The sequence below is a fragment of the Salinimicrobium profundisediminis genome (assembly GCF_026241755.1).
Classification (GTDB): domain Bacteria; phylum Bacteroidota; class Bacteroidia; order Flavobacteriales; family Flavobacteriaceae; genus Salinimicrobium; species Salinimicrobium profundisediminis.
On sequence record NZ_JAPJDA010000011.1, the window covers coordinates 123,676 to 137,455 of the forward strand.

Annotated in this window: 13 protein-coding genes; 5 read left to right on the forward strand and 8 right to left on the reverse strand. The window is 43.0% G+C overall.

The annotated features are described in order from the left end of the window. Positions 1-127: 127 nt before the first annotated feature. From OQ279_RS08340 to OQ279_RS08355, 4 genes are all read right to left on the reverse strand, one after another. Complete coding sequence (locus OQ279_RS08340; RefSeq protein WP_266069424.1) at positions 128-1,750, reverse strand: aspartate:alanine exchanger family transporter; 1,623 nt, start codon at positions 1,748-1,750, stop codon at positions 128-130. Positions 1,751-1,861: 111 nt separating this feature from the next. After that, positions 1,862-2,650 carry a pyruvate formate-lyase-activating protein gene (gene pflA / locus OQ279_RS08345; protein ID WP_266069425.1) on the reverse strand — a complete coding sequence of 263 codons (789 nt, stop codon included), beginning with the start codon at positions 2,648-2,650 and terminating at the stop codon, positions 1,862-1,864. Positions 2,651-2,748: 98 nt separating this feature from the next. After that, positions 2,749-4,986: a formate C-acetyltransferase gene (gene pflB, locus OQ279_RS08350; protein WP_266069426.1), complete on the reverse strand. Its 2,238-nt coding sequence runs from the start codon at positions 4,984-4,986 to the stop codon at positions 2,749-2,751. A gap of 525 nt (positions 4,987-5,511) precedes the next feature. Next, positions 5,512-6,798, reverse strand: a complete 1,287-nt coding sequence (locus tag OQ279_RS08355; RefSeq protein WP_266069428.1) for an L-lactate MFS transporter — start codon at positions 6,796-6,798, stop codon at positions 5,512-5,514. 150 nt (positions 6,799-6,948) lie between these two features. Here OQ279_RS08355 and OQ279_RS08360 point away from each other — a divergent pair, with 150 nt between their 5' ends. Then, positions 6,949-7,344 (forward strand): hypothetical protein, encoded by a 396-nt coding sequence (locus OQ279_RS08360; RefSeq protein ID WP_266069429.1) that lies wholly within the window; start codon positions 6,949-6,951, stop codon positions 7,342-7,344. Positions 7,345-7,443: 99 nt separating this feature from the next. Continuing rightward, complete coding sequence (locus OQ279_RS08365; RefSeq protein WP_266069431.1) at positions 7,444-7,923, forward strand: hypothetical protein; 480 nt, start codon at positions 7,444-7,446, stop codon at positions 7,921-7,923. 117 nt (positions 7,924-8,040) lie between these two features. Here the strand turns inward: OQ279_RS08365 and OQ279_RS08370 are convergent, their stop codons facing one another. Genes OQ279_RS08370 through OQ279_RS08380 form a run of 3 tightly spaced genes read right to left on the reverse strand, consistent with a single transcriptional unit; the run spans position 8,041 to position 11,057 of the window. Further along, a complete protein-coding gene (locus OQ279_RS08370) occupies positions 8,041-8,913 on the reverse strand; it encodes a hypothetical protein (RefSeq protein WP_266069433.1) in 873 nt (290 codons plus the stop codon). Between the two features lie 48 nt (positions 8,914-8,961). Further along, the gene (locus OQ279_RS08375; protein ID WP_266069434.1) at positions 8,962-10,095 is read right to left on the reverse strand and encodes a glycosyltransferase; all 1,134 of its coding nucleotides are present in this window, start codon (positions 10,093-10,095) and stop codon (positions 8,962-8,964) included. Continuing rightward, entirely contained in the window at positions 10,092-11,057 is a 966-nt protein-coding gene (locus OQ279_RS08380) for a hypothetical protein (RefSeq protein WP_266069435.1), read from the reverse strand. The genes OQ279_RS08375 and OQ279_RS08380 overlap by 4 nt, the downstream gene beginning before the upstream one ends. Before the next feature lie 73 nt (positions 11,058-11,130). Here OQ279_RS08380 and ruvC point away from each other — a divergent pair, with 73 nt between their 5' ends. The 3 genes from ruvC to hemW all read left to right on the forward strand — a co-directional run bounded on the left by ruvC (position 11,131) and on the right by hemW (position 13,286). Then, positions 11,131-11,688, forward strand: coding sequence for a crossover junction endodeoxyribonuclease RuvC (gene ruvC, locus OQ279_RS08385; protein WP_266069437.1), 558 nt, complete (start codon positions 11,131-11,133; stop codon positions 11,686-11,688). Positions 11,689-11,717: 29 nt separating this feature from the next. Then, entirely contained in the window at positions 11,718-12,077 is a 360-nt protein-coding gene (locus OQ279_RS08390) for a four helix bundle protein (protein ID WP_266069439.1), read from the forward strand. A 90-nt stretch (positions 12,078-12,167) separates the two neighbouring features. After that, positions 12,168-13,286, forward strand: coding sequence for a radical SAM family heme chaperone HemW (hemW, locus tag OQ279_RS08395; RefSeq protein ID WP_266069441.1), 1,119 nt, complete (start codon positions 12,168-12,170; stop codon positions 13,284-13,286). A gap of 227 nt (positions 13,287-13,513) precedes the next feature. On the opposite strand, the gene OQ279_RS08400 is transcribed toward hemW, so the two are convergent. Then, positions 13,514-13,780: hypothetical protein (locus OQ279_RS08400; RefSeq protein ID WP_266069442.1), on the reverse strand; the 267-nt coding region annotated here is incomplete at its 5' end.

Below are 13,780 nucleotides of genomic sequence, written 5' to 3' on the forward strand. Positions count from 1 at the left end.
ACCCTGCTCCTTTTCTGAAATTTCCTACGACAGCTTCAGAAGTAAACTCGTCAAAGTTAGTCAGCAAAAATCTGAATTTAAACCGCTCCCAGAAAAAATATGCTCCCGAAGAAATTGATGTTAGCTTTTATAAGATGAAACTAAGCACCTGGGTGAAGATGATGATCGCCACCAGTGCCAGCGGGTACACAGTAGCGTATGCAACCTGCGGGCCTTCACTACTCGTCATGGAATCTACCGCACTTAAGCCTGGCGTACTGGTCATTCCTCCCGTTAGAGCTCCCAGTACCGACAGGAAGTTCATTTTGAGAATGATCCTGGCCACCAATACCACAATGATCATAGGGATAAGTGTAATGGCCGCCCCAATGGCGAAGAGGCTTAACCCGTATTCCTGAATGGTGGGCCCTAAATGGCTGCCTGCCGAAAGCCCCACGGGAATGAGAAAAAGCAAAAGACCAAACTGTCGCAGAATGTGATTTCCGGTGCCCGGTAGATTCCATAGAATGGGTCCGGTTTTTCCAATCCTACTCAACACAAGAGCAGCAAGCAGGACGCCGCCGGTAAGCCCGAGCGAAAAAGAGCTGCCACCGGGAAGAGGGATTTCAATTGCCCCAATCATCAAACCTATTATAATACCAAGTGCCACAGGCAAAAAGCTGGTAGTTTCAACCTCTTTCATGCTGTCTCCAAAGAGCAGACTTAGTCCGTTTACGTTTCCTTTAGTAGATGAAATGAACAGGCGGTCGCCAAACCTCAGTTTTACTGATGGTCTTGCCGGCAGGTCTATCCCGGCCCTTCTAATTCGCGTAACCGTTGCTTTATAGTTCTCTCTAAGGCTGAGTTCTCCCAAAGTCTTACTCACCACGTTACGTTTGGAAATCACGTACCATCTCACTTCAAACATTCCGCTTTCGGGAATCTCGATGTCTGTGGGGTGTCCTAAAAGAAGTTCTACCCTTTTAAGTGCTTCAGTGGTACCTACAGCCCTTACCACGTCTCCTTTCCGAAGAACAAGATCGGCTGCGGGTGGAATGGAGGTTTCATTCGCTCTCATGACCCGGGAAATATTCGCCTTGGTCATCATTCTAATATCAAGCTCTCCAATGGTTTTCCCATCGGCATTTTCGTTGGTCACCATAAAGTTCTTATGGCCCACTTCGGGAATTTTAGTTTGTGTTTCTTCAATGTACTTCTGTTCTTCCCTGGCCATATTGGTTGCGAAAATCTTAGGCACCAGCCTAACAAAAAGAATGACCCCCACTACTCCAAAAGGGTAAGCAATACCATATCCAATAGATGCCAAAGAAGAGCCTGTAGCTTCGATAGCAGCTGCCAGACCCGGAGTACTGGTTAGCGCCCCAGAAAATAATCCTACAGCAATCCTGTAATCAATATCTAATACCTGTGCCAAAACAAGCGTTGTAACAGCACCCGCAAAAACAGTTAAAAAAGCCATGCTGATGAGCTTTCTTCCCTGAGATTTATATACCTCAAAAAAGGTGGGACCAGCCTGCATCCCAATGGTAAAGATAAACAGCAACAATCCTATTTGCTGAATAATGCCTGGTAAGGCAAACTCCACACCCTGCGAGAACATTGCGTAGCCGTAAAACATTGCGACAAAGATCACTGCCGAAGAATCCAGCGACAAACCTTTATAGGAAACCTTTCCCAGGATGATCCCTATACCTATAATTATAAAAAGAGCAACATAATCGGTACTTAGAAAGTCCAGTAGTGCAGACATGATTATCTTATTTTGATTTTTGAACTATTGAAAAAGACCATCCAAAAGTAGCCTTTTCAGGAACTAATTTTTAGCTGAAGCCGGATGAAATTTCTTCGGAATTTTTCAGGATCAGTTTACCCGTACTTCCCGGAAGTATTTTCTGAAAATAGAGGCAGCATTTTCAAGAGTCTCAGCGTTTGGAGGGCTTACATCCTTCAGCTTATATTCCATGCCCAGAGCTTCCCATTTGTGTACCCCAAGCTGGTGATAAGGCAGGATTTCTACCCGCTCTATGCTTTTATAATCTTTAAAATGCCTGCCCAGCTCATGCAGGTGTTCTTCCTGGTCACTCCAGCCGGGAACCAGCACATATCTTAGCCACATGGGTTTACCGGTACTTTCGCGGTATTCGGCTATTTTAAAAGTACTCACATTGGAGAGGCCGGTGAGTTTTTTATGCCATTCGTTGTTAAAATGCTTTACATCGAGCATCAGCAAATCGGTCACATCGAGCAGGTCTTTGGCCTGCTGGTCTATTACGCGCCCATTGGAATCAAGCACCGTATTGATATTCTCATCGTGCAGGCGGTCAAATAACTTTTTAAGAATGGCCCGCTGCAACAAAGGTTCCCCTCCCGAAACGGTAACGCCTCCTTTATCGCGAAAGTAAGGCTTCTGTTTTACCGCACGCGCTACAATCTCATCTAGATCCAAAAAATGCCCTCCTTTTACATCCATGGTATCGGGATTGGCACAGTAAAGACAGCGAAACTGGCAACCCTGCACAAATACTACCATTCTAATCCCGGGGCCGTCGTGGGTACCAAAAGACTCTATGGAGTGTACCCTAAGCTGTTCAGAATCTGGTGCGTTTAATTGTGCAACCTCCTGTTTAACCAAAGATCCATCCTTTATCATAGCATTTATTTTTTGAGGAAATTAATAAAAAAGATCAGGAGATTTCGATTGGGGGTCTCTGAAATCTCCTGATGCTCAATTAAAAACTCAATCCTAAACTACATTCTTTCGTGGAAGGTCCTTGCGATCACTTCCAGTTGGTGGGCTTTTGAGAGCCTTATAAAGTTTACCGCATACCCGGAGACCCTAATGGTCAACTGTGGATAATTCTCGGGGTGCTCGTAAGCATCCATGAGGGTTTCGCGGTTAAGCACATTCACATTGAGGTGGTGAGCGTTGAGGCCAAAGTAGGCATCCAGCAATCCGACCAGGTTTTCCATTTGTCCTTCCCTGTCACTTCCCAAAGATTTAGGAACAATAGAGAAAGTATTGGAGATTCCGTCTTGCGCATCCCGGTAATCTAACTTGGCTACCGAGTTCAAAGAGGCTATTGCGCCGTGTTCATCGCGCCCATGCATAGGGTTTGCACCTGGAGCAAAGGCTTCACCTGCTTTTCTACCATCGGGTGTGGCACCGGTTTTCTTACCATACATCACGTTAGAGGTGATGGTGAGCAGAGAAAGGGTAGAGAAAGCGTTCTTATAACATTTATGTTTAGCCAGTTCCTGAGAGAAAAACTTAGTGATGTCACGTGCAATACTGTCTACTCTTTCATCATCGTTTCCAAATTTTGGATACTCTCCTTCTACTTTGAAGTCTACAGTAAGGCCTTCCTCGTTTCTTATGGCTTTTACTTTTCCGTATTTAATGGCCGAAAGTGAATCGGCAATAATAGAGATACCTGCAATTCCATAAGCCATATCAATGCCAGGGTCTGAGTCTACAAATGCCAGCTGTGCTTTCTCGTAGTAATACTTATCGTGCATATAGTGGATGATGTTCATGGTCTTGGAATATACCCGGGCCACTTCAACCATCGACTTTTTGAAATTAGACATTACTTCTTCATAATCGAGGTAATCACTTTCAAGCGAAGGTATTCCCTCTAACAACGGCTGACCTGAATTCTCTTCCCTACCATTGTTAAGTGCCATTAACAGGGTCTTTGGCAGATTTACACGAGCTCCAAAGAACTGTATCCTTTTTCCTAATTCCTGGTAAGAGACACAACAGGCAATTCCATAATCATCAGAACCTCTAACCAGTCTCATCAAATCGTCATTTTCATACTGAATTGAAGATGTATCTATAGAGACCTGGGCACAGAATTTTTTAAATCCTTCAGGGAGATCCTGTGACCAAAGTACTGTGAGGTTGGGTTCAGGAGAAGCTCCAAGGTTATAAAGAGTTTGTAAGAATCTGAAGGAAGTTTTGGTAACTTTTGTTCTTCCATCCTGGAACTGTCCGCCAATAGCTTCAGTTACCCAGGTAGGATCTCCTCCAAAAATTTCGTCATATGCTTCAGGACGCAGGTGCCTCACCATACGCAGTTTCATCACAAATTGATCAATAAATTCCTGAGCTTCTTCTTCAGTAATTAAACCTTCATTAAGATCCCTTTCAATATATATATCGAGGAAGGAAGAAACGTTACCCAAAGACATGGCGGCTCCATCCTGCTCTTTCACAGCAGCAAGGTAGGCCATATACACCCACTGTACAGCTTCACGTGCATTTTGGGCAGGTCTTGCAAGATCGAGACCGTACATGGCTCCCATCTTTTTTATATCTTTAAGAGCAATGATTTGATCTGTGATCTCTTCGCGAAGACGAATCTTGTGCTCGGTCATTTCACCATCTACAAGTCGCTTATCCTCTTCTTTTAGTTCAATTAAGCGATCTATACCATAAAGGGCAAGGCGGCGATAATCACCAATGATTCGGCCACGGGCGTAGTTATCGGGCAATCCGGTAAGGATACCATTTGATCTATAACTTCTAATCTCATCGTCATATGCAGCAAACACAGCGTTGTTATGATCTTTGGTATAATCAAAGATCTCTTTAACACGCTGTGTTACCTGCTGACCTTTTTCGGCCACAGCACCTTCTACTACACGAAATCCACCAAAAGGCTTCATGGCTCTTTTTAAAAGCTCATTGGTTTGTAAACCTACTATAACCTCAAGATCTTTATTGATGTAACCGGGGCCATGACTGGTAATACCCGAAATAGTCTCGGTATCTATGGCCCTGCAGCCATTTCGTTCCCGCTCCTCTTTCATGGCAGCGAGGCATATTTGCCACAGCTCTTTGGTTCTCTCTGTAGCACCGGCGAGGAATGAATCATCACCATAATAAGGCCTAACATTAAGGGTCACGAAATCCCTTACATCAATTTTCCTGTTCCAGGTTCCTTCGCGGAACTCTAGTACTTCCTGAGATAACTTTAGCATCTTTTCTTCTTTTTGCTGAAGAGGTCGTTTTTTAAATTTTCTACTCTTCAAACTTAATTACACTGCAAATTTCCATCAGAAAGCCCCCTTTTTTTATGATAATAATCATAATTCGACCTGGCGCCGGTAGAGAAAATAGCTTCAATCGTTTTAGTTGATAAATAGATTTTACTACAACGTTACCGTGCAGGAAAATTTTTTGCACTTTGATAAAATCGTGTTACACGAACCCTAAATTTCTTCAGAAAAAAGTGCTGGAGCCCATAGCAACATAGTGCCATGAGCTGTAGAAAAGCCGTGGTGGAAACACGCTGCCAACTAAACACGGACATAAAACCCGATTTATTGGCAGCCATAGAGAAAACTAAAGAGAAGAGATCAAATTATTGATTCCTGTATAGCTCCAATAGTAAATCACTTTGGGAGACATGCCCTTGAAACACTTCAGAAAAACACGTTCTAAAATTTCAAACCTCTACTCACAAGGTAATCCCAGGGATGTTTTCAACTTAAAATAAAATATAGCTATCCCTTAGAAGTAGAAGGAGCTGCATTTGAAATTGGAGGAGCTATTGTTTCGTCTTCACCCGTCACCGCCAGTTTTTTCACATCCCGGCGAATAATTACTGAAAGCAGAAGGGCAATAACCAGCAAACCCGAAAAGATATACAGGGTAGAGTTATAGCTGGTAGAGATAGAACGCGCCCATGCAGCCAGTAAAGGCCCTGCCATTCCTGCTGCAGCCCAGGCAGTGAGCATATAGCCAAGAATAATCCCCAATTGGCGGGTGCCAAAAAGGTCTTTTATAAAGGCCGGCACAGTAGCAAAACCTCCCCCATAGCAGGAGATGATCACAAATACAAGCAGCTGAAACACCCATGCATTTGTAACCTGTGGCAGCACCAGAAAAGCAATGATTTGCACAATGAAAAATGCGCTAAACACATTAGGCCTTCCAATAGCATCAGAGAAGGAAGCCCAGCCAATACGGCCCAGGCCGTTGAACAAGCCCATCACTCCCACCATAGTGGCTGCAGCAACTGCGGTTAATCCGGCAAACTCCTGCGCCATGGGTGATGCTGCCGAAATAATGGCAATTCCGCAGGAAATATTGATAAAGAACATGAGCCATAGCAACCAGAACCGCCTGCTCTTTATTGCTTCTCCTGCAGTAAGCTCAACCGAAGAAGTCACTACCACCTTTTTCAGCTCTTTTGCAGTCTCTCCGGGAGACCAGCCTTCTGGGGGTAAAGAAAGGTACAGGGAAGACAGAAGGATCACCACAAAATAAATACTTCCCATAAGATAAAAAGTATTTGCAATGCCTATAGCTCCAATAAGGTACACAATTAAGGGGCTGCTTATAAGTGCTGCAAAGCCAAAGCCCATCACTGCCATGCCCGTTGCGAGCCCGGGTTTATCGGGAAACCATTTAATGAGTGCCGAAACAGGGGTAATATATCCCAGCCCAAGCCCAATACCTCCCAACAGCCCGTAAAACAGATATAACAAATAAATAGATTCAAGTTCTATAGCGAGGCCCGACCCGGCAATACCAGCTCCAAAGAGAACTGCAGTAAGAATACCCGACCTTCCGGGGCCGTTCTTTTCAAGGAAATGCCCAAGAAAAGCTGCTGAAATACCCAAAAAGAATATTGCCAGGCTAAATGTGAATTGCGTCTCTTTTAAATCCCAACCCAGTTGTTCGGTAAGGGGCGTAGTGTATACGCTCCACGCATATACCGAACCAATTGAAAGATGCATACCAACTGCAGATGCGGCAATAAGCCAGCGGTTTTTTACTTTTCCCATGAGAAAGAGAATTAAAAGAGAATTTTTGGCAAAATAAGTAAAGTTGCATAGAGTAAAACATGACATGAGTCAGCCGCAGGTAATTGTTTCGGGATTCACGGCTCTTTTATTTAGAAATCTCTAATTTTGCAGCCGCTAAAAAGCCTAAAAATGACAGCAAAAGAAGGGAACTCCCAATCTCACTTACCCCAGCTATATTCCAAAAGCCTTATTTTGGTCTTTGCCTTACTTTTTTCAACCATTTTTGCAGCCGTCATTCTTATGTCAAACCTAAGAACGCTGGGAAAAAAGAAAGAAGCCGGGTGGGTACTCGTCTTTGCCGTTGTTTATCTTTTTGCCACCGCAATAGTCATGCAGGCTTTTAGCCTCTCCCCTTCCATGACGGCAATAGCCAACGTTATTGGCGCCGCTATTCTCAACGAATTCTTCTGGAACAAATTCATTGGCCGTGACCTTGAATACCAAAAGAAAAGCTGGATGAAGCCCATGCTTATTGCCGTAGGTATTGCCCTGGTACTGTTCTTTGTATTAATGGGCAGTATGTAATTTTAAAGTTGCTTTGAAAATTACAAAATCAAGCAGTATATAGAATTTTTTCGGCAAGCTCCTTAATTTCACTACTTTTGGACTAAGCTTTAGTGCCGAATGAAGAAAACTTTATTCTTAATATTTCTGTGTTCAATATTTGTCTCCTGCGAGGAGTTTAAGACGCGCAAAATATCTTCGGAAGAAATTCTGGTAGAAGAGACCCGTGATTTCAACTGGCATGAGGTAGATCAATACCCTGCTTTTTCTGAATGCCGCAGTATTACTGAAGTCGAAGCCGCAAAGTCGTGTTTTGGGAATAAAGTTGCCCGGTATTTTTACTCACGTCTTGAAGCAAAACAACCTGTAGTGACCGAAGCTTTAGACGATACATTATATCTGTATCTCAAAATTTCCGAAAAAGGCAAACCGGCAATAGATTCTATGGAAATAGATTCCCTGGTAATTGGCCAACTGCCCGAAATCAAATCCTGGCTTTCCCAAAGCGTAGATTCTTTACCAAAGATCTATCCCGCCACCAAACGCGGTATCCCGGTAAAAACCACTTTCCGGATGCCGATAGTGATCAAAGCAGAATAGTTAGGAAGGACGAAGGTAGATGTACGAAGGTGGATGTACGAAGGTGGATGTACGAAGGTGGAAGTACGAAGGTGGAAGTACGATTGTAGAAGTGAACTCTGAACTCATAACTCTGAACTACAAACTATACTTATACCCTACCGTAAAGTCGACCGGGAATTTACCATTACTGTCCAGCACAATTGCAAAAAAATCGTTATAACCTAGAGTAATAAAGCTGGTGGGTGTGATCTTGATGTCGCTGCCCAGCCCAAAGCTTAAAGGCGCCGTGAATGTAAATCCGCTTTCATCCTGGACGGAAACGACCTTGCCCGCATCATTTTTCACCGCAGTTGTTTCAGAAGAATAATAAAGCGTAGCCAGTCTTGCATCAACATGTAAATCAAAATTTTTAAAATATAAGGCCTTAAACCTGTAATTCACTGAAAGATGAGTAGCGCTGTACTGGTACTCGTCCTGCTCAAAATTATGCCGCAGCTGCAAAAAAGCCGAATGCCGTGGTGCCAGGTTTGGGTCGTAGAATTCATATTCAAGCCCCAGCACCGGCGCCAGGATATTTTCGGGATTATCAGTATAAATATTGTTAGACAAGCCTGTGAAAATGCTTATGCGTTGTAGAATATTTTTGGTTGATTCATTCTTTACATAATCTTCCTGCACAATCGCATTGTAAGTATTGGTGAAATGCCTAAGGCTATACAGCACAAATTTTACATCACGGGTATTAATTTTTGCATCTGTTGTCAATTCTGAAAGTTGTTCCCTGAATCTTCCATTTCCATCGGGGTTTAAAAGCTCAACCATGCGCTTTTCTTTCTGAACAAAATAGCGATACTCGAGATCATCTTCGGTCCAAAAGAGGCTTAATGGTCCCTTCACCTCTCTTTTGAGTTGCAACGTATCATTGTTGATGATATAGACATTTTGTGCAGCCAGTGGCAGGGTGAGGCAAAAGAACAGGCCTGTGAAAAAAATTCTTGCTTTCTGCATTTTCGTGGTTTCACTTGAAATAAATATAATAAAAAATCAAGGGGAGCTTTACTTTTTAAAATGCCGCCCCTTCCAATCATAACCCGAAAAAAGGGAAAATATCGCCACGCCACTGCTAAAAAAAGGATAAAGTATACTGCTCAAAAAGTACATTTTCATGCCCCTTTCCCTTCCAAAAAGTTTGGCGCTGCTGTAAATAAGGTAAAAATCTACATTAAATTTAACCAGGAAGACCATCAACAGCAAGGTTGGAGTTTCAATTCCCACTAACACGAGCAAACTAAGGGTCACGATCAATAAATTCATAAGAAACACGAGTAAACCCAGGCTTTTTGGGAATAACTTCTGGTAAGCTGAAGTCTTTGCAGCCCATCGCACCCGTTGATAGAACAACTGCTTCCAGGAAGAGGCAGGTACTGTGAATACAACTGCCCCTGCACTCTTCAAAAATGCCGTTTTTAGTCCTTCTTTCTGAAATTTTTCCAGCAAAAAAATATCGTCCCCACTGGCCACCTCAGCATTGCCTTCAAATCCGCCGACCTTCAAAAATGCCTTTTTTGAATAGCAAAAATTTGCACCGTTGCACATAAATGGAATATCAACACCAAAACCTCCAATGGTAGCTACCTGTAAGCTGAAGAAATCTACTTCCTGAAAACCTTTCAAAAATGTCATTTTTGAGCCTTCAGTTTTTATCGCGACCGGGGCGGCAACAGCTGCTGCGCCACTCTCAAGTATATGGGCGTTGTAAAGGGCCAGCAGGTGGGGCGGGAACTCACAATCGGCATCGGTGGTTAGGATATAATCGTTGGCCGCACCTGCAATTGCCAGGGCAAGTGCATCCTTTTTGGGGCTGCCCGATTTTCGGCGGTTCTGCAACAGCTTCAGGTGGAGTTGAGGATTTTGCTTCTGAAAATCCTCCCAAAGCGCTTCCGAAGTATCTTCTGAAGCATCGTTCACAGCAATGATCTCAAACATCTCTGCCGGATACTTCAGCTTCAGTAGAGATTTAAACAAAAGCGGAAGGTTTTCAGCTTCATTCCGGTAAGGAACGACTATGGAAAAACTGATTTTTGGAACCGAATCACTTCCGTAGAAATTTTTGACCTTCGAAAATCCGTAGAGCAGGAAGAGCATTGCCAGCACATAAAGCAGCGTGATGATCACGGCCGCGATGATCATGCTACGGCGTGTTTGGCTTTTTTATACCTGAGAACGTAGTAACTTCCGGCAAGACCGGGAAGCCCGAAGTTAAGTATCCAAACCGTGAGCACGATAGTGAGTACAATGATTTGGGGCACCTGTAACATTCCGAAGATCCATACCGCAAATCCGCCTTTTATGAAGGCGTCAAAAATGATCATAGTAGGGATAATGGATGCCAGGATATACGTGCTAAAAACGGCCGATATAAGTAAAGGGTAAGACACGTCTACTTTGAATTCCAGCAGCAAAAAATAGAATTGATGGGTAAAGATCAAAAACCTTATACTGGCAAAAATGAGGGTTTTCCACCTGATTTTTTCTGAAACATTGTGAAAGGATTCTTCCAGGCGTTGAATGGAGTAGCCTTTAATTCGAATCCGGAACTTTTTCATCACCACATAGATGATAAACGGCGCAAACAAAAGGCCCGACACCATAATAATATTGAATATGGGCAGGGCAAGGTCCAGCGAAGTAATGAGAAACAACAGGCCTGCAATCCCAAAGAAATAGGTGGCAAATAGTTGGGCGGTATTTCCCAAAAAGTTCAAAAAGATAATCTTTCTCCAGGCTGCCCGGGTATAGTAAAGGCACTTGGCGCCATATTCCCCGATGCGGCTGGGAGTAAATATGGCTGCCGTGAAAGAGGCAAGGCTCTCTCGCATGGCGGCTTTAAAGGAATTCTCGCGCACATGACTGCTTAAGGTCTGCCATTTTAAGATCTCAAAATACCAGTTTAAGACAGTGAGAATAACCAAAATCACGATGTTGGAAAAGGAAAAGATCCTGTAATCATTAAGAATATCAACGAAGCGATCAAAGTCCATTGCTTCATCGTTGGTCACTTTATACCAAATAAATGATACTGCGGCCAATACCACCAGTACTTTGAGAACTAGTGAGAAGAATTGATTAGCTTTGTGCGAGGTTATTCGCATGAATTTATTTAAGAACCGGAAATTTCCGGCATTACATCACCGGCTGGTTTGAACCTACAATATTACGAAGCTTTTGAATACTGAAAAAATCATTTTAGGCATTGACCCCGGTACGACCATAATGGGCTTTGGGCTTATTAAGGTCGTGAACAAGAAAATGTCTTTTCTCCAGCTCAACGAGCTCGAGCTCCAAAAGTACAATGATCCTTATATAAAACTTAAATTAATTTTTGAACGCACTGTAGAACTCATCGATACCTGGAACCCAGATGAGATTGCTATTGAGGCTCCTTTCTTCGGGAAAAATGTGCAATCTATGCTTAAGCTGGGTCGCGCACAGGGAGTAGCTATGGCAGCAGGTCTTAGCCGGGAGGTTCCGGTTACAGAATACTCTCCAAAAAAGATAAAAATGGCCATCACCGGAAACGGAAACGCCAGCAAAGAACAGGTCGCCGGAATGCTCCAAAGCCTGCTTTCCCTCAAATCCCTGCCCAAAAACCTCGATGCCACCGACGGACTCGCAGCTGCAGTTTGCCACTTCTATAACTCGGGAAAGGTGGAAGTTGGGAAAAGCTACACCGGGTGGGAAGCTTTTGTAAAGCAAAACCCAAATAAACTCAATAAACAATGATCAATTAGCAATAATCAAAAAGTTTTGCCATGGAAAGAAAAGAGAATGTTCTGGATGAGATATCCTTTGATTTTGCGGTTAAGACCGTGAAGCTTTATAAAAAGATCATTAAGGAAGAAAAAGAATATGTACTGCCAAAGCAATTTCTTAGATCCGGCACTTCCATAGGAGCAAATGTTGCCGAAGCTAATGGAGCTATATCAACTGCAGATTTTTCTTCCAAGGTTTCGATAGCATACAAAGAAAGTCTTGAGACTAAATTCTGGCTTAGATTGTTTGAAGCTACCAATTATATTGAGGCCGAAGAATTCCAGGACATGTTTGAGAAAGCTGATGAACTTTCGAGAATAATGTTTAGCATTTTAAAAAAGACCAGAATGAACAAGTAGTATAGTGATCAATATCCAGGATATCCTGATAACTTGTCATTTTTGATTTCTAATTATCTTCTGATAATGATTATTGTTAATTGCTAATTGATGTATATTCACATACCCTTCTGCAAACAAGCCTGTCACTACTGTGACTTTCATTTTTCGACTTCGGTAAAGAAGAAGCCCGAGATGGTGGAGGCAATTTGCAAGGAATTATTGCTGCGGAAGGAGGAAATTTCTGGAGACGTGGAGACCATCTACTTTGGTGGGGGCACTCCGTCCCTGTTGTCTGCGGAAGAATTGCAGCAGATATTTGATGTGATTCACAGCAATTATTCTGTAGTAGAGAATGCTGAAATTACCCTTGAAGCAAATCCCGATGATCTTTCTGAAGAAAAGCTGAAGATGCTTGCAGCTTCTACTATAAACCGGCTGAGTATAGGAGTGCAGTCTTTTTTTGAAGAAGACCTGAAGCTTATGAACCGCGCCCATAATGCTGAAGAAGCTTTGGAATCCATAAAACTGGCGAAACAGTATTTCGGGAATATTTCTATTGATCTTATCTACGGGATTCCCGGCATGAGCAATAGGCGGTGGAAAGAGAATCTGCAAATTGCACTGGATCTTGAAGTGCCGCATATTTCCAGTTACGCATTGACTGTCGAGCCCAAAACTGCTTTAAAAAGCATGATCGAAAAAGGAAAGGTAGCGCCCGTAGAGGAAGAACTGGCCAAAGAGCAGTACGAGATCATGATCGAAACTTTGTCGGCTGCCAACTTTGACAACTACGAATTCTCCAATTTCGGGAAACCCGGATTCTTTTCCCGCAATAATACCGCTTACTGGTTTGGAAAGCCTTACCTGGGCATTGGTCCTTCGGCACATTCCTTTGACGGTTTTCACCGCAAGTGGAACATCAGCAATAATACGCTCTACATTAAAAGTCTTCAAAAAGGGGAAATTCCGGCAGAGATTGAGAAGCTGTCAATCTCAGATAGATACAACGAACTGGTAATGACCAGGCTCCGCACCAAATGGGGCATTGCTGTAGATGAGGTAGAAAGGAGCTTCGGAAAAAAATATAAGGATTACCTGCTTCGTGAAGCTACGGGGCTAATTGAAGATAAGCTACTTGAATGGCATAACAACCGGCTCCAGGTTTCCAAAAAAGGCAAATTCTTAAGCGACGGGATAGCTTCTGAATTATTTTGGGTAGAAAATTGATTTGTATTGTGATTGTGCCTCAACACATTTTTCATAAAAAAGGCTCCTGAAGGGGGATCCGATGTTTATGATGTTGCGGTGCGGATTGTACGACCCCATCGGGGTCGAATAATCGCCATCATTTTGTTATAAACATTGAATCCCGAAGGGATTCCTATTCTACCCCAAAAAATTATAAATCCCGAAGGGATTATAATCCATAAAAAAGTACCCTAAGGATCCAATGTTTATGATGTTGCAATGCAATGCGAATTGTACGACCCCATCGGGGTCGAATATTCCACCAACATTTTGTTATGAACATTGAATCCCGAAGGGATTCCTATTGCACCCCAAAAAATCATAAATCCTGAAGGGATTATAATCAACAAAAAAGGACCCCGAAGGGGTCCGATGTTTATGATGTTGCAATGCGGGTTGTACGACCCCATCGGGGTCGAATATTCCACCAACATTTTGTTATGAACATTGAATCCCGAAGGGATTCCTATTGC

What these genes read in the sequence shown, in the direction of transcription:
- pflB (WP_266069426.1), bottom strand. Translation starts at nt 4,986, where the DNA reads ATGCTAAAGTTATCTCAGGAAGTACTAGAGTTCCGCGAAGGAACCTGG.
- OQ279_RS08360 (WP_266069429.1), top strand. Translation starts at nt 6,949, where the DNA reads ATGACAGCAAAAGAAGGGAACTCCCAATCTCACTTACCCCAGCTATAT.
- OQ279_RS08390 (WP_266069439.1), top strand. Translation starts at nt 11,718, where the DNA reads ATGGAAAGAAAAGAGAATGTTCTGGATGAGATATCCTTTGATTTTGCG.
- pflA (WP_266069425.1), bottom strand. Translation starts at nt 2,650, where the DNA reads ATGATAAAGGATGGATCTTTGGTTAAACAGGAGGTTGCACAATTAAAC.
- OQ279_RS08365 (WP_266069431.1), top strand. Translation starts at nt 7,444, where the DNA reads ATGAAGAAAACTTTATTCTTAATATTTCTGTGTTCAATATTTGTCTCC.
- OQ279_RS08340 (WP_266069424.1), bottom strand. Translation starts at nt 1,750, where the DNA reads ATGTCTGCACTACTGGACTTTCTAAGTACCGATTATGTTGCTCTTTTT.
- OQ279_RS08370 (WP_266069433.1), bottom strand. Translation starts at nt 8,913, where the DNA reads ATGCAGAAAGCAAGAATTTTTTTCACAGGCCTGTTCTTTTGCCTCACC.
- OQ279_RS08375 (WP_266069434.1), bottom strand. Translation starts at nt 10,095, where the DNA reads ATGATCATCGCGGCCGTGATCATCACGCTGCTTTATGTGCTGGCAATG.
- OQ279_RS08355 (WP_266069428.1), bottom strand. Translation starts at nt 6,798, where the DNA reads ATGGGAAAAGTAAAAAACCGCTGGCTTATTGCCGCATCTGCAGTTGGT.
- OQ279_RS08380 (WP_266069435.1), bottom strand. Translation starts at nt 11,057, where the DNA reads ATGCGAATAACCTCGCACAAAGCTAATCAATTCTTCTCACTAGTTCTC.
- hemW (WP_266069441.1), top strand. Translation starts at nt 12,168, where the DNA reads ATGTATATTCACATACCCTTCTGCAAACAAGCCTGTCACTACTGTGAC.